Here is an 18,626-nt window from a genome sequence, read left to right as displayed (position 1 = left end):
AGCCGCTGTCAAAGATAGCGGCTTTATTTTTGTTTAATGTTGATGGACATCTGTTCGCGTCCCAAATTCGCTTTGTTGATAAATATCTGCCAGGGTTTTTGGCTTTTTCACTCTGCGCTTAGTTTTATGACAGTAAATAAGCTCCTGTTCATTAAGCGCTTTTTCGTGTTCTTTGGCTGACTGTACAAACTCAGGATTCGCCATGGCTTCCTGCCTGAGTCGGTTAACACGTTCGAGAGTTTCCCAGAACATAACAACACCTCCGCAAAGAAACTGTATGTATACTCAGTATAGTCAACTTTCGTTGTTCGTCAACAAAATACTGTTCATACACACAGTAACAAGCCCTATGTATGGCTTGTCACTGTAAACCAAACGACCTCAATTATTGAAGATAAGCGTTTAACATCCACAAAAGCTTTTCTTGCTCACGAATGTAGTCCCCCATCAGAGCTGCAGTTCCTTCGTCTTCAGCCTCACCCGCATGCTTGAGAATTTGACGTTGTTGAACCAGTAGCTTGCTAAACCCATCCACTAAGCCCATAACAGATTCTTGCCCAGTAAATACATCTTGATGTTCTGCGATATCACTATTGAGCAAATAGGTACTAAAGCTGTGTTTCGGCGTATAACCCAATGTCAAAATACGTTCTGCGAGCTCATCAACTTTAACTTGTAGATCGGTGTAGATCTCTTCAAATTTGATGTGCAGTTCAAAAAACTGCTGCCCTTTGATGTTCCAGTGATAACCGCGAGTATTCATATAGAGCACTTGATAATTAGCAAGCAACTGGTTTAGCTGCTCCGCCAATGCTTTAGCTAGCTGCTGATCGAGACCGATGTAGTTTGTTTTATTAGACATAGCATCACCCTTTTAATTTGGTTAGAGAAGCCACTCTTCTCTCAATGGGTGTAGTCTATGAAAAGGCGATTAAAAGGTAAAAGCGATTAAACCTATAAGTTCAATCGCTTTTACCTATTTAAAATTCCTACGGGATCTTAGTAGAAACCATCTTTGGGATCGTGCTCAGGAAATTGAGCGATGATCGCTTTGAGTTGCTCTTGATGCTCTCGCAAAGCGTTGACGCATCCTCTATCAACTTTTCCTGCGATCACCATTTTCTCAAGCTCCAACAAAGCGTGAGTAATTGACCAAGCTTGCCGGTACGGGCGATGTGTTGTCAAAGCATCAAAGATGTTGGCCACAGAAACAATTCTTGCGGCAGGCGGAATATCTTCACCTTTGAGGCCGAAGGGATATCCAGAACCATCTAAAAACTCATGATGGTACGCCATAATTTGCGTAAGAAGAGTGATGCTTGGATGATTTGGGTTACCCAGCGACTCCAGGATGCGATCCATAATCTCTATGCCGTTTTCAACATGATTGCGCATGGTACTTCGCTCCGATGTATCAAGCGTTTCTGATTTACAGATCAAATCGATGGAAAGGCGTACTTTGCCTAAATCATGGAAGCGCGAAAATAGAGAAAGGTGCTCGATGGTTTCATCATCTAACAGCCAGTCGTTAGCCATCTCAGTGGCGATGATGCGTGTGTAATGACTGATGCGCTCTTTGTGTGCGCAAGAATCTTTGTGGTAGACAGGAAACAGTGCTTGCGTCCTTTCTGCGCACCCCGCAATCGCATGAACAATCTGGTATTCGGAGACGATGGAAAACTTCACCATGTCAATGTATGGTTTTACTTTCTCGATCAAGCTTTCATCGAAGGCATTTTCTTGACGGGAATTAAGAAACAAGAATCCAACAAATTTGTCTTGCTCAAAACATGGGATAGCAATGGAAGAGCGATATCCGACGCTCAATAATGACGTTACGTGCTGACTGCTGCTCAGTAAGTGTAAATTACCCACAATGCGAGATTTTCTCTCCTCGACACAAGTTCTTAGCATGGGTAATTCCGAGAGAGGAGCACTAAAATGAGCAAGGTCTGTGTAGTGCCCACAACTGTCTGCATAGGTTTTCAACACTTGTTCTTCTTCATCAAATAATGCAAAGGAGATTCTATCGATACTCGGTTCATGAATTCTCATGCGATCTCGAATATTCTCAAGTTGCTCGTTCAATGAGTGAGCATGATGAAAATAGGCGCAATTGCTCATTTCACTTAGCAGTTCCATTCCTAACTCCTTTGCACGCAACACTAGGTAGGGGATTACCCCACCTAATGAAAACGCCGATTTTGTCTCCCAACAGAGTAAGTTTAGGAAAAAATTGGCCAATACGCCTACATGTTAGCGCTCTTTCTTAAGAGACTTTGATCTCAATTTATAAACCGATTTTTTGGCTAAAATTAAGTCATTTATTTTAATGTAATTATCGGAAGTAACGCCAAAAACATGACTGGTCTTATCTCAACGGCAGATCACCGAGATTGGACGATTTCGAGGGCTTTTACGGGAAACTCAGCATCACCCCTTGCATCACCAGCGGTAAAGACAACGATCAAAAAAGGCTGGATAATTTCCAGCCTTGTCTTGTTTTTTCTACCCTAATGCAGGTAACACACCAAAGCTGATGAGCAGTTGAGCACCGACAATCACAATGCCCACGATACCGGTTAGCATAAGCGTTGCTTGCCCACCTACCACTTGGTAGCGATTCATTTTATCACTCTTTTTTCTCACTTTTCTCACCATGACTATTGGTAGAAAAATAGCCAAGATCGCCAATGCGATAGCAGCATATCCGAGCGCCATGATAAAACCTTGTGGGTAATACAGCGCAAACATCAATGGTGGAGTAAATGTCACCAACGCTGGTACAATTCGATTTTGTGTTTTCCCTTGCTTCTTAATCACATCACCCAAGAACTCAAATAAACCCAAGCTCACACCCAAGAACGAGGTCAATAGAGCAAGGTCTGCAAAGACGCCTACCAATTGGCTCAAATGAGATTGTTGAACTTTGGCAGCCAACTGACCAATCAAAGCGCTCAGCCCAGCGTTTTCGACCAGAGTTTGCTGATGAATAACACCCAAAGTCACTAACTGCCAAAAGATATAGATCACTAATGGGATCGAAGAACCGACCACGATTGCCTTACGCAATGCATTAGTGTCACCATCGAGGTAGTTAACGATAGCCGGGATACTGCCGTGAAAACCAAACGAGGTGAAAATCACCGGAAGTGCCGCGACAATCAAGCCTTGCTGCATCGGCATACTTAACAGGTAAGACTCAGTCACATTCGGGGCAAGAAAGAACAAAACGGCCGTCATCGCTGCAATCTTCAACCCAAACAGCACTCGGTTTACCTTATCTACCATTGCCGTACCAACAGTCACGACAGCGGCAACGATCAAAGTAAACACTATCGTGCCAAGTGGCGCATTCAGCTCAATATTCAAAGATTGTGCGACTCGCTCAGAAAATTGTGCGCCGCCTCCTGCAATATAGGCAGCGCAAAGCGCATAAAACAAAAACAGCATGGCAAAACTTGCAATCCATTTGCCTTTTTCACCAAGAATTTGTTTAGCCAAAGTATGCAAAGTAGCACTGCTGTCGGCTTCTTGGTGTAACTCTACCATAAGCAATGCGGTGTAAGACATTAGGGCCCAAAAGCCAACCATGATCATGACAGAAGTTGAGAAACCAATTCCAGCAGAAGCAAGGGGTAAGGCCAACATACCAGCACCAATTGTGGTACCAGCGATAATCAAAGTACTACCAAAAATCTTTGAACGACTCATGAGTGTATTCTTATGTTTACAGTTTTATTTAATGCTTAGAGATTCGTGGTGAAAAAAAGGTCACCAACCAATCAACAAACTGGGTAAGTGGCGATTCTGTAGTACTTTCATATTAAGATCAAGCAAAATGTAAAGATAAAAAACCACAACTGTAAATAAAATTAAACACCCAAATTTAACTCATTGAGAGAACATGTATTGCCTTTGGCACAAGCTCCACCTTCGCAGGTAAATTACCGACGAGTTCTCCATCACACTGAAACTGACCATTACGCTCACTATCGATATAGAAGGCGGTGTTTTTCTCAACCGAAACCTTTGGATGTGTATCAATTTTGCCGTTTAATAAATAGGGCAAGCTGAGTAACCGATGAACAAATGGCATGTTGTGGATCGCGACTTGGTGAATGTGCCCTGACTGGTGAAAAGCATCGGGCGAGAAGTCCATACCGGCACCACCGTATCGACCAATGCAGTACATCGCCAACAAATAGCTCTGTGCTTGTGTCTCTTCATGCTTCTGCTGCGTTCGAATCGACAACCATTCTCCTTGATAGGCATAGAGAGAAGAAAGCAGAGTGGAATAATAGCGCAGTGATTTCCCCCCCGCACAGCCCATCTTTTGTAAGATGTGGCAATCTAACCCGCACCCCGCCATGTTGATGAACACATGTCGTTGTGTATAGCCTTCACCAAACGAGACCAAGCCCAAATCGTGTGCTACCACAGTGCGTCGCAGTAAAAAATCGATCCAGGCTTGAGGTTGCTGAGGAATTTTATGGTAACGAGCCCAGTCGTTTCCCGTTCCCTGCGGCGCGACGGTCAAGACAAACTCACTTAACGGCAACTGGCTTTCATACAGTCCCTGAAGAAGCTCATTGACGCTACCATCGCCCCCTATCGCGACAAAAGCTCGTTCGCCTTGTTGGGCCAACTCAAAGCTAAGTGCTCTTGCGTGGCCTTGGTACTCCGTGAGATGAAAGCGATACGCAATCTTATGTTTTACCAATAATGGTTCGACTTGCTGCCAAAACTTCAACGCTTTACCACCACCAGCAAGTGGATTAAGAATAAAATTCCAGATCATATGTCCTTAACTTCAAAGATTTCATCAAGATCAGTCGCCATATTAAGCGTTAGAAAAACAGCACAAATGCCATTGTGGAACAGTTGTGATCAAACACCCTCTTTTCTTCGCCTTACTCACTAATTTGTGACCATTTAGACGACAAAGCTCCGATACACCTTGCCGCAACCAGATCAGACCACGAAGCAAAAACAATACTTAGTTCAAAATACTGAACAATCACCTGTATCAAAGATGATAATTTAGCGATTTCCTTAGTATTATTAATGAAAATTATTACAAACAAACAGAATTACAATAACGTATCGTCGGAATAAAAATGGAAAACAAACATCATTCAGATTCACTGCATTTTGAAGTTGATCTGAAACACGCATTAATTTGGGTAGCGAGAGCCCTAGATTACGTGGGCGTTGACGACACTCATCATAACCATCGCGTCGCTTATATGGCTTACAAATGTGCGCTTGCGCTTGGCTGGGATTTAAAAAAGGCCGAATTTAGCTACTTCGCAGGTATGGTGCACGACTGCGGTGTATCAGAGACCAAAGAGCACCTAATGCTGCTGGAAACACTGATGCCGCAAGACGCGCAAGCGCATTGCATACGCGGTTATCAGTCACTGCAGCAATGCAACATTCTCGCTCAGTTTGCTCTGCCTATTCTCTATCATCATACGCATTGGAAAGAGTTAGAATCGCTGGATCTTTCACCTTTTAACAAGGATATTGCCGCGCTACTTTACCTTTCGGATCGACTCGATTTCCTGCGAGCACAATACACTGGTGATTGCCACAGCGATTTGGTCACCTTACACGAGCAAACCATCGCTGATACGATCCGGGCCAACTCGGGGACTCTGTTTCATCCTGAGATGTGCGATACCATGATCAAACTTATCATGACCGATGGCTTTTGGTTTGCAATGGAATCCGAGAACATCGAAACCATCGGTTTAGGGTTTTCTCATATTGACTGGTTGCAGAAGCAGTTAACGCTATCTGATCTGGTGACGCTCGGACTGTTTCTTGCCCGCATCGTCGATGCTAAAAGCCCTTTTACCTACCAACACTCGCAAAAAGTGGCAGAGCTCGCTCGCTTTTTGGCTGGCAAACTTGCGCTTTCAGAATACGATCAAGAGATGATTTTTATCGCCGGACTGGTTCATGATATCGGCAAACTCAAAACTCCAGACGAGATTCTCCACAAGCAAGGCAAATTAAGTGATCAGGAATACACGCGGATAAAACGCCATACCATCGATACCGAGCTGGCTCTGCATAAAGTCTTTCCCAACTCAAAAATCGCGGAATGGGCGTCGAATCATCATGAACGATTAGATGGTTCTGGTTATCCATACCACAAGACCGAAGAAGAGCTCGACCTTCCGTCACGCATTATTGCTGTAGCGGATGTCTTTCAAGCGCTATCACAAGATCGGCCGTATCGAAACCGGATGACAGAAGAAGAAATTGAGCCGTTGATGCAAGCGATGGTCGATAATGGCAAGCTCTGTCCAGTCGCTTTTGCAACATTACAACGCTATTTGCACCACTGCTACAAGATGTCAATTCAACACAACGAGTGACGTGCTGGATAGCATTTTTCCCCTCAAGAGTCTCCACCAGTTCGAGCTCTTTCCTTTATATAGACGAAAACCGCCAAATGGGCGGTTTTCTGTTGTAGATGTTGACCAACTACTTCGAAATATCCAAGAGGTTATCTCTCACGCCATTAATGCGGAACCAACCTGCAATGCTGTAGCGGTTAATGTGGCTCGTCAGCACTTCATGAGGAAACATTTCTGAAAGAAACACAACTAATCGCCCACTCACTGGTGGCACTTTCTCTAGTAACTGGTCGTCCAAATCGTAGACTAACAACTCGCCACCATCGCCCTCACTCCAGTGCTCATTCATATAAAACACCGTTGTAAGCTTGCGATTTTCCTGGCCTTGAAAGCTGTCTAGATGCTTTTGATAAAAATCCCCAGGTTCATACTTGGCAAAATGCGCTTCATACTCAAACAACCCAAGGTAAAGATAGCGATTAACACTCAATCTGATCTCTTCCATCAAGTCGAGATAGTGATCGACCGCTACTTCTTTATCACGTTTAATCCACTGAATTTTGTCACTGCGAATCTTAGTTGCTTTAACCAAGTCCTCATTTCGGCCAATCCGCGCCTGTTTCCATTGCGATGGTATCGCCTCACGCAGTTGTGCAACTGATTTTGGATCGAGAAAATCATCCCAAACGTAATAGCCGTGGGTGATTAACGCATCAATCAACTTCTCCATTTTCACTCATCATCCGCACCATATTTTGGCGTGCTGTTTATAGCGGGGAGTCGAGATGGAAGACAGACAATAATTCTTATCGTCAGGATTAGAGGTCAAGATGATTCCATCACTAGGCAATTGACATTCTCTTTACCGAAACCTTGCAGCATGCCGTCTTGCGTAGCCAATTGTTGACTATAATTGATAATACCATCAGTTGTAATGAGATATGGAAAGATGAATGGACTTACAAAATCGGCTGTTGCTTCGGTGATAGCAGCAGCACTACTTGCTGGTTGTGGAGGAAGTGACGGGGGCAACACGGCCAACGTTTCCTTTTATGTATCAGATGCACCAGTTGACTATGCGAGTTCGGTAACGATCGGATTTACTCAAGTTGAATTGGTTGACAACGAAGGAAATTCTGTCTTTCTCGACGTTGTCCCTTCCAATGGCGCAAACTACCAACAAATTGACCTCTTAGATTATCAAGGCAGTGATTCTGCTTTGATTGTCAGTAGCCAACCCGTTCCTGTTGGCAGCTATAAAGAACTCATTTTGCACATAAGTAGCGCAAACAACGTCAACTATGTGATTGATTTTAACGGCGAACAACCTTTGAAACAGCCGAGTAGTAAGTTAAAACTAGGTAGTTTTGATGTCACCTCTGAAGCGGTTCAACTGTATACAATTGAGTTTGATCTTCGCCAATCGCTGGTGATGCTAGGCAATCAAGGTAATAACAATGGTTACATCTTAAAACCTCATGGTGTATCGATTGTTGCGAATGCATCGGCTGTGAGCATTTCAGGCACGGTCGACAACAACCTGCTTACGGAAGATGAAAGCTGTACGGTCGATAGCAAAAGTTTTGTGTATCTTTACCAAGGCGAAGACCATGACAGTGCAAATCTGATTGATTTGGTTGATGAAAACGATGAAGAGTTTAACTCACAAAATCCGTTACCCGTAGGCGCTGTTAAACCGCTTGCCTCCACGGGGTTAAACGAGAATGGCGAGTATGCTTTTGGCTTTTTAAATGCCGGAACCTATACCCTAGCCTTCAGTTGTAATGCGGGTGGGGATGACCCTGTTCAGTATGACGGCACATCGATTCCATTACCAACTGGCCAAGTACACACCATCGAACTTGCCGCTGGCGAAAACGGGACAATTGACTTTAATCCTCTGCCATAAACCAGATCAAATATTGAATAACCGTGACTTCCCATCAAAAAGTCACGGTTATTTATCGGTTCGGCAAAATCAATGAGCGTGAGAGGTTGCTTCGCTTTGAAAATGTGGTGTAATCCCTCAAACGTTCAATAGACGCCCTTTTTATGGATTACATCTCTCTTTCTCGCATTAGTCTAAAGCACCTTACGGTCCTGCATGTGTTGCTCACGACACACAGTGTCACCAGTGCCGCGGAACAATTATGTGTGACCCCATCTTGCGTCAGCAAAATCTTGTCGCAGCTTCGCAATGTTTTAAATGATGAACTGTTTTATCGTGATGGCACACAGTTGATCCCCACTTCGTATGCACTGAGTATTGGGCCGGCCATTCATGGCATTCTATCGAGCATGAACGGGGTCATCCACCAAGGAACGTTTGATCCCAAGCTATATAGCGGGACATTTTCCCTTTCCATGCGTGAAAGCACGTTTGAAGTATTTGCTGAAACCTTCAGCGACATTACCGCTCAAACACCGAATGCACACCTCCACATTTACGCCAAAGAACAACATGGTTTTGAAGCGTTATTACGCGGACAAGTGGATTTTATTTTGCTGCCTCACGACATTAGCCAGCCTCCAACCATGAACAAAGAGTTGATCTGGCACACCATCATGCGTGACGAAATGATCTGTTTGATGAACGCTGAACACCCAGCGACGCACACTCGGTTCACCATTGAGGATTACCTTTCATTTCAACATGTTGGCATTCACGATAAAGAACTAGCCATTCCTTACTTTGAGCAGACATTGATTCAGAGTCATAAACCAAGAGAGATCGCTCTGGCGGTTGCGGATTTCGGGGCAGCCGCAGTCATGTGTCATCGAACACCGTTACTCTTTACCTGCTCAAAGCTCTGGGCAGACACAGCCTTGCAAGCCAAAGGGCTAGTAAGTCGCACTCTCCCGTTTGACTATGGACAAGTGGCGTACAGTTTGGTCTATAACAAACAGAGTTTGAATGACCCCGCTTTGACTTGGTTAAAAAATCAACTAATGACCACAAAAGCACGCGCGTCAAAGCTTCCAGCTTCTATCGTTTGAGATGAGGCGAATTAGGAAAGAGAAGAGATCGAGGATTGATACTCAGAAGTTGCCGGCAATTGTATTACGTGGGGAAGCCGTGCACTGAGTAGACGCGCGAAATGAATAAGCTCGCTCGGCGTACACACTGGCCATTGCGTCGCCTCTCCCTTCACACCGTGGTGACCAAAGGCATTGAGGCGTATTTTTACGTTACTCGGCAGCGTGGCGAGAAAAGCACTTAATGCTACGAACTCACTATCCAGATCACTGCGTCCGGGAATATGCAGTAAGCGAATTTCATGTAGCTTACCTAGCTCAACAAGATGTTTTATTGACAATATGACTCTGTGATTATCACGCCCGACCAACCAATGGTGTGTTTCTGATTGCCATGCTTTTAGATCAATCATTGCCCCATCGAGATACGGGCTGATGGTTTCCCAGCCATGAGTTGCGAGTGAACCATTGCTGTCAATAAAACAGCTCAAATGCGCCAATTGAGCATCGTTTTTTATCGCTTTGAACAACTCGCGGACAAAACCGAGTTGTAAGGTTGCTTCCCCACCGGATACCGTCACACCACTGATGAACAGATGCTGTTTCCGTATCAAATCGACCATCTCTGACACCGTCCACTCTTTAATTTTTGGATTTGAGTGATACGGGCAAACCTCGAGACAGTGGTCGCAGTGGGAGCAAACCTCTTCTAGCCAAACAACGCTGTTGTTTTTCTTTATAAGGGCACCTTCAGGACACGCTGTCACACAGTCACCACAATGATTACAATGTCGAATCGTATGCGGATTGTGACAGCTCAAGCAGCGGAAATTACATCCCTGCAAAAATATCACTAGGCGGTTCCCAGGCCCATCAACACAAGAGAAAGGCAGAACTCGACTGACTTTCCCCTTCTTGTTGAACTGAACAGCTAACATCAGACTGTTCAGCTCGACTGTGCCGCGCTTTGATAAGTCGGCATGCTTTCCATGCTAATGACACGTGCGCGTCGGTTTAAAATAGCGGTATTTTTGGCTGCTTCTGCGGCGAGGAATGTCGTATTACTTCGCGATCCACGCTGGGCAAACTGTTCGATCTCCGACAACTTAACCATGTACCCCGTCACTCGAATTAAATCGTTGCTTGCAACGTTGGCGGTAAACTCTCGATATCCTGCCGCGAGTGCACCTTTACAGAGGTTAAACATCGCCTCTGGGTTGCTTTTCACGGTTTCATCAATGGTCAAAATATCACTAATGCCCGATGGGTAATAAGCATGATGGGGGGCATTGGCTAAGATATAGCTGACAGGATCAGGCTCTTCCCCATAGGCAATACGCACGCCCGGTGTTACCCCTAAATCTAAGCTGATACCGCCTTGGGCGTGCAACAAAGCGCGTTGCTTCCAGCCATGTTTCACAGGGCGATTCTCAACAAGCGACGCCAATGTTTTTGAAATTTGCACCCCCAATTGATTGGCAGAATCATCCCAACCGTAACGCCCTGGCAGCCCCTCTTTAGTCAACAAGATGGCAACCGCTTCTGCCATTCCGTAAATACCGAACATTGGCGCAAAACGTGCCTCATCAATCAGCTTCTCTTGCACCAAAAAGCCGCTAAAGAAACCAGATTGCTCATGCAAATAGGCGGTGCGTGCATCCATCAGCTCTATGACTAAGTCTGAGTAACTCGGCAACACGGTTTCGATGAAATGAGCAATGGAATCAGCACGACATGCAACTTCTTTTAAGTTGAGGCGAACGAGTGTGTTTGCGCCTCCGGCAAGTGGCAGAGAGTTATAACAACTGACGATACCGAACTGTCTGTCACCGTAGGTTGCGGCGTGCATTGGGTAATTGGCGATGTGTGGTTTGCTGCATTGGCAAATATTACTTGTCGCGATGCGAAGCAAATCTTCTGGCGTCACCTCAGGATCGTGCATAAAGGTGAGATTGGGGGCAATTTGCTTAAGTTCCGCATCCACTTTTAAAATTGTGCGACACACAATGTTGTCAGTCGGGCCAATGTTGACGTGCATAAAGGCATCAGGCAAAGTGCGGTCCAACATGATCCAAAAGCGTTTGATTTTCTTATAAAGCTGCTCGTCACTGAGTGCCCCAACAAAGGGCAATAACAGCTCATCCAGTTGACCCAAATACACAGGGATATTGGTAACAGAAGGCACGTGGTGATAGAGAATGGTGAGCATATTGAGTGCGTCATCCAACTCTTCCGCCGGGGCGAGTTCGAGAAACTCGCTACCTTGACTTAGAAAGCGAGCGTAGTCAGGTAATACGTAGCGCGGTTTAAACGGCGCATTGCCTTCGAACATATCACAAATGATCCCCTGCTCCATGGCTTCATTCAACGCTTGAGAAACTGGCGCATAATCCAAAAGACCTTCTGCTTCTAAAGCAAGAAACTGGTTCTTTTGTTTAACCGTTAAGTTTCGGTCATTGATGATGGAGGTCAAACGTGCTTGGACGAGGGCTAAACTACTGCTCATAAAGGGAAATCCTACTGAATTTTATGCAGTCTAGCCCTAATTGATAGTTTCCACTATTGAAAAACTAAGAATGAGTTATTTCCGATTTGGAAAGTACCATTACCCCGCGAAATCTGATCTATTGATGGGCAAAAGTGTTCAACGCCTCTTGCTCAGGCATGGGCTTGTAGAAGTAATACCCTTGGATCTCGTCAATATTCCAGATTTTTAGTTTACGCAATTGGCTTGCTGATTCGACCCCTTCAGCAACGGTCGTTAAGCCAAGTTCTTTCGCCATACCTGCAATACTCCGAATCAAGGTCCGCGCTCGGTCATTATTTTCGATTTGGTCGATATAAGATTTATCCAATTTCACAATATCTAGTGGGAATGAGCACAAGGTACTGAATGAGGAATAACCCGTACCGAAATCATCTAAGGCTAACTGAATGCCCATCGATTTGATTTCGCGAGTTCGTTCTAAGGTCTCAGATTCAATCCCCAGTAAGGTGCTTTCTGTGATTTCTATGACAAGCTGCCCGCGACTAATACCAAACTCATCCATCACTTTGCGAAGCAAATCGGGTAAATGGGCATGATAAAAATGAATAGCACTGAAATTCACATGGACGGTTAACGGACTTAGTCCTTCTTCGACACGCTGTTGATTGATAACGGTGATAAAGTGACATGCTTGACGAAGAATCGATTCCCCAAGTTCGACAATAAGGTGATTTTGTTCAGCGATTTCAATGAATAAATCCGGTCGAACAAAGCCCAACTCTGGATGACTCCAACGAGCGAGTGCCTCAAAGCCATTCACCTTGCCGCTATCTGTATCAACAATCGGCTGATAATAAGCGGTGATAGCTTCGTCACGTATCGCTTGCGCTAAGTCGCGATTGATCACTAATGTGCTTTGAGCTTGCTTTGCCAGCGCCTGATCAATGTGTATGACTTCCGTCACCGGGGTATGTTGAAAATGTTGTACGGCGTAGGAAGCGGCCTGCAGCAAGTAGCCCAAGTGTTGATGAGTAATCTCAGGATCCACAATCGCGACTTGGGAACTGAGATCAAGTTCCACTCCCAAGATCTGAGTTTTGCGCGACATCACATCCATAAAACGAGTCGCACATGAAATGGCATTGTTGCACTGCTCAATCTCTTCGATCACCGCAATAAATTCAAACTCACTGATTCGACCAACTTGATAGGATGAAAGCTGCTCGCCAAAAACGGAAGCGATGTAACTGATGGTGTCGTCAAAAATAAGATGGCCATAAACTTCGGAGATTTTTTTCAACCTAGCCACTGAGATATACAGAAACGAAAACTGATTCGGTCTATTCTCAATTAGATCATCGAGCCTACTGAGCAACGCTGGACGATTAAACAGTCCCGAGACCGGATCGCGACCGACCAAATCGTTGATCATTTTTGCCTGTTTTTTCTGCTCACTCATATCACTAACCGACAGCATTAATGCCTGTTGGTTTTCGTGATGGATTAGGTTCACATCGATAAGACACTCTATTTCCTTGCCACTTTTATTCAGCATGATCGCGTCAAAATGTGTGACACCGTTGTTCAGTGCACGATACATCTGCTCAACACGGCACTCCGGTTGATTGTCATCGACTTTACATAAGATATTCAGATCTTGATTAACCAGCTCCACCTTGTCGTAGCCTAAAAGTTCAAGAGCAGCTTGGTTGATATCGATGATTTCTCTGTCCACCACCAATAACATGCCCATCGTTCGGCTTTGATAGAGAGCATCAAATTTTTGCAGCGTATCTTGCAGTTTATCCTGAGTTAACGAGGTGTTCTCCGCCAAAATTTCTACCAGTTGGGTAATGCGCTCGAGTTCATCACTACGACGATGAGACAAATCGTCCAATTGATATTTGGAGAATAGCCGCATAACACTTTGCTCGAAATCCGCAAAGCGTGTTGACACGCGTTTCTTAAACATGAGGAATGTAATAAAACCAATTAAACTAGCAAAAAAACCTGCAGCACCGATGAGATAGAGAAATAGAGATTGCCCTTTGACATAGTGAGAACGCTCTTCTGTGGTTTTAAGATAAACCACAGGATTTCCAGAAATCCCCTCTATCGCAGACCATTTCATCACCTTCGTTTGCGTTCTTTGCAGCCACTCATTGGATGAGATCGCCGTCAGTTTATCCAGCGGTAAAACTGTGTCTGATACGGCTAATAATTGGTTATTGGCCGTGAGAATCGCGTCGAAGTTCCCTGGAAAACGTTGGGTTAAGTTTTGTCCCCAGATTAGCCAACCACTTGTGGCCGACGTGCCTTCACTATCACGAACCGGAGTCATGCTGATCACCCAGAGCGAGTCTTGCAAAAGCACCAGCCCAGCGTTACTTTCGCGACGAACATCTAAAGTACGATTCATTGCGTCAAAATGTTGTTGAACACTGGCGTCATTCACCACTTGCTCAACCAAGTGATTGACTGCACTGCCGTCCTGAAAACGCACTAATGAATCCAACACTTCGCCCTCTAACGTGAGGAAGATCATCATGTCGAGGCTCAAGGTATCCAGCGTCTCTTGATACAAGTTCCTATCGCGATACCCTTCCACATCTCCATTGATAAAGAGCTGATTAGTCTCGTCCCAGTACGCCCAGTCATAGGAGCGCGCTTTTTGCTGGCTAACCATCATTTCAATCACCGCTTTTGCTTGATGATTGGCATGATTAATTTCATAGTTCTCCAACTCATTTAAGCTGTATAAAAAAAACCAACGAGTAACAAACAGGGTGCTGAGAATCACGCCAGCCACACCAAACCCAAAGTAGAGTGCGGTACGGCTGCGTAGTGTGAGATGTAACAAGCGAAATCGAGTCATTTATTCTAAGGTCAACTGACCGAATCATTATTGGTGTAATTGTTTAAAGTGTAAGACAAAAATCCGCTAAATGATTTGCGTTAGGTTCAATTAATCAAAAAGCGCACATCACAACGTTGGAGACGACTTCAACCTAAAACCATCGTTAGGAATAAATGATAGAGAATAAAAAAGCGACCGATGTTTGGCCGCTTCTGATGGTTATCTTTCCCAGTATGCTTCTTCTAAGCTATCTTCGCGTTCAGGTAGACCCCGTGAGAGTCGCGGTGAATGCTGAACCAACACTTCATAACTCGCTCGGTTTGCATATTTACAAACTTGAGAGAACGACGAATAGGTCAAAAATTCGTGAACATGCTTACTTGAGTTAGGCACGTTTTCCTTGTGGTATTTGTTCGCCGCCATATCGTGCAGTACCGCAGAAAGTGCAGCATCCCCCGCTCCATTGGTATTCTTAATTTTCTCTGGACCGCCCATGTATGGAGAGATATGCGAGTAAACTCGAATTGGGTTCTCACAAGACGCCTTTTTCGTCGGACGGCTAAATTCATAACGATTGAACTCAGCGATCGAGCCCGGAAGTAGTGGCAACGATGTTTCACGTTTCGCGCTGTCTTCTGTGTAACCCGCCATGAATAGGCCAACTGGACCTGCCGTGCACAGCACTAAGTCCGCCCACTCTAATGTTTTATCCGATGCCGCAAGAGGGTCCGTTTCGCCCGTCAAAGCCTCAGCTTCATCTTCATTCATCGCAACCACAGAAACATGCTCACGAATAAAGTCTTGCCAGAAAGTTGGGTCGTCTTGAATCACGAACTTAGTACCAAGCGTCAACACAACGGGAACATCGTATTTCTTCGCGTACTCAATCGCTTTCATGGTTGCTTCCGGCATAGGGTCACCATCTTTACAACGGATTAAATACGCCGTTAACACCAATGCAGATGCCTTCTTGAAGATCTTTTCAGGGATACTTTCTGGCTGAAGTTGGTTCATTTGTCCTTCGCTAATCGCAAAAGTGCGTTCACCATCCTCAGTAATTAACGCGAAACAGCGACCAATCGCCCCATCAACCCCTTGCAGATAATTAAGATCCATACGGCTTGATGTGTTACATAAATAGCGGTAACCATAACTACCAATTTTAATGTCTTGGCTCATAACACCAAGCAGAGTCGAACGATCATCCGCCAACACAGAGTAATTATGCAGCGTATTGCCGATAGTTCCGCCCGCATACTCGTTGGTAATTAGATTCTCTTGTTTTAGTTGTTGATATAAAGCTTCCGCTTTTTCATCATCAATAACGAGAGAGTGCCCCTTACTCAAACCATATTTTTCAATCACTTCCGACGTCACTTTTGCTTCAATATCCACCAGAGTTTGGTCGATACCGATAATATGAGTACGCGTCATTTTCTTGCTTTCCTGCGCCTGACTCACTAATGGGTCACGTGCATGTACGGGAAAATAGTGTTTTGATTTGCGCTGTCCGGGAAATTTCATAGTGTTTGTCTGAGTACGGGGTTAAAAGAAGTGCGGATTCTAACTCGCACTCCGATAAGCAGCAATAAAGGCAATTATAGCAAACGTTTGCATTGTGCTTTTTTATTTATGCTGCTTTATTCGCCTTCCATAAAGCCAATATCTGGTAGTTGATCTAAGTGCTCGCAGTAACGTTTGAGATCAAATTGGCCATCATTTTTCATCACATCGAAGATTTCGATCGACATGGCACATGCCATCATTGCCACCGCATCTTCACGAGGCGTGCCTGTCATCATAAGGCGCATTAACGTTTCTTTGACTTTGATTGGGTTTCCGTCCTGAAGCTGATTTTCGATGATCTCAATCAGGTCGGCTTCTTGCATAAATTGTTCGTCTGTCATTTTGATTACTCTCATTTGGTTTGCCTGCACTATGCCACAGTTATCACTCCAGCTCCTTGTAAAATTGGGTCTTCATCGACCTTTTGCTGAAAAAACCAGCGAAAACGAATTGTGATTGCGATCTCGGATCTGTCACCCGTTTCTGCTTTCTGTTAGAATTCGCCTCCAGTTAATTTTAGTGGTGTTGAGTAATGTCTGATAACAGCCAAAAGAAAGTCATCGTTGGTATGTCTGGCGGTGTAGATTCATCGGTTTCTGCCTATCTTCTAAAGCAACAGGGCTACCAAGTAGAAGGCTTGTTCATGAAGAACTGGGAAGAAGATGACAATTCTGAGTATTGTACCGCGGCAGAGGATCTGGCCGATGCACAAGCTGTTTGCGACAAACTTGGCATTCACCTACATAAGATCAATTTTGCGGCAGAATACTGGGACAATGTATTCGAATATTTCCTTTCCGAATACAAGGCGGGCCGTACACCGAACCCAGATATTCTTTGTAACAAAGAAATTAAGTTCAAAGCATTTTTAGAGTTCGCTGACGAAGTACTTGATGCCGATTACATCGCGATGGGTCATTATGTCCGTCGTTCTTTCCCTGAAAATGGTGAAAAACCACAGATGCTGCGTGGTTTAGACGGCAACAAAGATCAAAGCTACTTCCTCTACACGCTAAGTCACGAACAAGTGGCACGTAGCCTCTTCCCTGTTGGCGAGCTGGAAAAGCCAGAAGTTCGTCGCATTGCGGAAGAACAAGGTCTGATTACCGCGAAAAAGAAAGATTCTACCGGTATCTGTTTTATCGGCGAGCGTAAGTTCACCGATTTTCTAAGCCGCTACTTACCAGCTCAACCGGGTAATATTGAGTCGCCAGAAGGCGAAGTGCTTGGTCAACACCAGGGTTTGATGTACCACACGCTAGGCCAACGTAAAGGCCTACATATTGGTGGCCGTAAAGGCGGTGGCGGTAACGAAGAACCATGGTTTGTTGCAGAAAAAGACCTTAAGCGCAATGTGTTGATTGCCGTTCAAGGACAAGATCACCCGATGCTGAAGTCCGAAGGCCTTATTGCTTCTCAGCTTCATTGGGTAGAACGTGAGCCAATTCGCGATGTGGTGAAATGCACGGTGAAAACTCGTTACCGTCAACAAGATATTCCTTGTACAATCATCCCTATTGATGACGAAAACATTAAAGTGATTTTCGATGAACCTGAGATCGCAGTGACCCCAGGTCAATCCGCTGTTTTCTACCAAGGTGATGTGTGTCTTGGCGGTGGTATCATCGAGAAACGCATTAAATATACTCAAGCTTAGGAGTCGTTACGTGGCGAATACACTTTATGACCGTACCATTGCTTTTGCTGGCATGTGCCAAGCTGTGGCATTAGTTCAGCAAATCGCGAGAAACGGACATTGTGATCAAGATGCCTTTGAAACTTCTATTAAAGCAATTTTGAATACCAATCCAGCCAACACACTTGATGTGTTTGGCAATGAGTCACAACTCAAACTGGGTTTGGAATGCTTAGTAAAAGGGATTGATAGTACCCCCACTGGTAGCGAAGTGACTCGCTACCTCATCAGTTTGATGGCGTTAGAGCGCAAACTGATGGGCAGGAATGATGCGATGTCACAACTTGGCGATCGTATTCAGATGGTACAAAGACAGACGGAACACTATGATCTTTTTGAAGAACAGATGATCAGCAATGTGGCCAGTATCTACCTCGATGTTATCAGTCCTATCGGCCCTCGAATCCAAGTGACAGGGACGCCGACGGTATTACAACAAACATCGAATCAACACAAAGTACGTGCGTTACTCCTTTCTGGTATTCGCAGTGCCGTGCTTTGGCGTCAAGTTGGCGGTCGACGCCGCCATCTGATCTTCGGCAGAAAGAAAATGGTTGAGCAGGCGCAGATCCTGCTGGCTAGAATGTAATTCGACCATCATTAGCTCGCGCCAGACGCGAGCTAATTGTTTTGGTCAAAATCACCTTAGCGCAAACGTTTGCGCAATATTCG

16 protein-coding genes are annotated in these 18,626 nt (G+C 44.8%); 5 read left to right on the top strand and 11 right to left on the bottom strand.

Going from position 1 to position 18,626, the window contains the following annotated elements:
- Positions 1 to 33 precede the first annotated feature (33 nt).
- The 5 genes from LZU85_RS05640 to LZU85_RS05620 form a co-directional block, all read right to left on the bottom strand.
- Entirely contained in the window at positions 34 to 252 is a 219-nt protein-coding gene (locus LZU85_RS05640; protein ID WP_237286618.1) for a hypothetical protein, read from the bottom strand.
- A 133-nt stretch (positions 253 to 385) separates the two neighbouring features.
- Entirely contained in the window at positions 386 to 862 is a 477-nt protein-coding gene (locus tag LZU85_RS05635; protein WP_176297705.1) for a Dps family protein, read from the bottom strand.
- Positions 863 to 999: 137 nt separating this feature from the next.
- A complete protein-coding gene (locus tag LZU85_RS05630; protein ID WP_176297706.1) occupies positions 1,000 to 2,142 on the bottom strand; it encodes an HD domain-containing phosphohydrolase in 1,143 nt (380 codons plus the stop codon).
- 366 nt (positions 2,143 to 2,508) lie between these two features.
- Complete coding sequence (locus LZU85_RS05625; RefSeq protein WP_237286617.1) at positions 2,509 to 3,714, bottom strand: aromatic amino acid transport family protein; 1,206 nt, start codon at positions 3,712 to 3,714, stop codon at positions 2,509 to 2,511.
- Positions 3,715 to 3,889: 175 nt separating this feature from the next.
- Positions 3,890 to 4,801, bottom strand: a complete 912-nt coding sequence (locus LZU85_RS05620; protein ID WP_237286616.1) for a diacylglycerol/lipid kinase family protein — start codon at positions 4,799 to 4,801, stop codon at positions 3,890 to 3,892.
- Positions 4,802 to 5,120: 319 nt separating this feature from the next.
- Here LZU85_RS05620 and LZU85_RS05615 point away from each other — a divergent pair, with 319 nt between their 5' ends.
- Entirely contained in the window at positions 5,121 to 6,389 is a 1,269-nt protein-coding gene (locus LZU85_RS05615; protein ID WP_237286615.1) for an HD-GYP domain-containing protein, read from the top strand.
- Between the two features lie 109 nt (positions 6,390 to 6,498).
- Here LZU85_RS05615 and LZU85_RS05610 read toward each other — a convergent pair whose 3' ends face one another.
- Entirely contained in the window at positions 6,499 to 7,101 is a 603-nt protein-coding gene (locus tag LZU85_RS05610; protein WP_237286614.1) for a 2OG-Fe(II) oxygenase, read from the bottom strand.
- A gap of 219 nt (positions 7,102 to 7,320) precedes the next feature.
- On the opposite strand from LZU85_RS05610, the gene LZU85_RS05605 reads away from it, so the two are divergent.
- Together LZU85_RS05605 and LZU85_RS05600 are read left to right on the top strand one after the other, a co-directional pair.
- Positions 7,321 to 8,280, top strand: a complete 960-nt coding sequence (locus tag LZU85_RS05605) for a DUF4382 domain-containing protein (protein ID WP_237286613.1) — start codon at positions 7,321 to 7,323, stop codon at positions 8,278 to 8,280.
- Positions 8,281 to 8,423: 143 nt separating this feature from the next.
- On the top strand, positions 8,424 to 9,368 hold the full coding sequence (locus LZU85_RS05600) for a LysR family transcriptional regulator (protein ID WP_237286612.1): 945 nt from the start codon (positions 8,424 to 8,426) through the stop codon (positions 9,366 to 9,368).
- An 11-nt stretch (positions 9,369 to 9,379) separates the two neighbouring features.
- Here the strand turns inward: LZU85_RS05600 and LZU85_RS05595 are convergent, their stop codons facing one another.
- The 5 genes from LZU85_RS05595 to LZU85_RS05575 form a co-directional block, all read right to left on the bottom strand.
- Positions 9,380 to 10,285, bottom strand: coding sequence for a YjjW family glycine radical enzyme activase (locus tag LZU85_RS05595; protein ID WP_237286611.1), 906 nt, complete (start codon positions 10,283 to 10,285; stop codon positions 9,380 to 9,382).
- An 8-nt stretch (positions 10,286 to 10,293) separates the two neighbouring features.
- Positions 10,294 to 11,853 carry a YjjI family glycine radical enzyme gene (locus LZU85_RS05590; protein ID WP_237286610.1) on the bottom strand — a complete coding sequence of 520 codons (1,560 nt, stop codon included), beginning with the start codon at positions 11,851 to 11,853 and terminating at the stop codon, positions 10,294 to 10,296.
- 118 nt (positions 11,854 to 11,971) lie between these two features.
- Positions 11,972 to 14,710 (bottom strand): bifunctional diguanylate cyclase/phosphodiesterase, encoded by a 2,739-nt coding sequence (locus tag LZU85_RS05585; protein WP_237286609.1) that lies wholly within the window; start codon positions 14,708 to 14,710, stop codon positions 11,972 to 11,974.
- A 201-nt stretch (positions 14,711 to 14,911) separates the two neighbouring features.
- Positions 14,912 to 16,216: an inosine/guanosine kinase gene (locus LZU85_RS05580; protein ID WP_176297716.1), complete on the bottom strand. Its 1,305-nt coding sequence runs from the start codon at positions 16,214 to 16,216 to the stop codon at positions 14,912 to 14,914.
- 116 nt (positions 16,217 to 16,332) lie between these two features.
- Positions 16,333 to 16,599 carry a hypothetical protein gene (locus LZU85_RS05575; RefSeq protein WP_237286608.1) on the bottom strand — a complete coding sequence of 89 codons (267 nt, stop codon included), beginning with the start codon at positions 16,597 to 16,599 and terminating at the stop codon, positions 16,333 to 16,335.
- Between the two features lie 191 nt (positions 16,600 to 16,790).
- On the opposite strand from LZU85_RS05575, the gene mnmA reads away from it, so the two are divergent.
- Positions 16,791 to 17,915, top strand: coding sequence for a tRNA 2-thiouridine(34) synthase MnmA (mnmA, locus tag LZU85_RS05570; RefSeq protein ID WP_237286607.1), 1,125 nt, complete (start codon positions 16,791 to 16,793; stop codon positions 17,913 to 17,915).
- A 10-nt stretch (positions 17,916 to 17,925) separates the two neighbouring features.
- Positions 17,926 to 18,543 carry a high frequency lysogenization protein HflD gene (hflD, locus tag LZU85_RS05565; protein WP_011080746.1) on the top strand — a complete coding sequence of 206 codons (618 nt, stop codon included), beginning with the start codon at positions 17,926 to 17,928 and terminating at the stop codon, positions 18,541 to 18,543.
- Positions 18,544 to 18,626: the final 83 nt, after the last annotated feature.

Origin of the sequence: Vibrio floridensis, assembly GCF_021852965.1 — a bacterium.
GTDB classification, from domain to species: Bacteria; Pseudomonadota; Gammaproteobacteria; order Enterobacterales; family Vibrionaceae; genus Vibrio; species Vibrio floridensis.
Note: the sequence above shows the minus strand (reverse complement) of the source record. Positions and strands in the feature narration are given on the sequence as shown.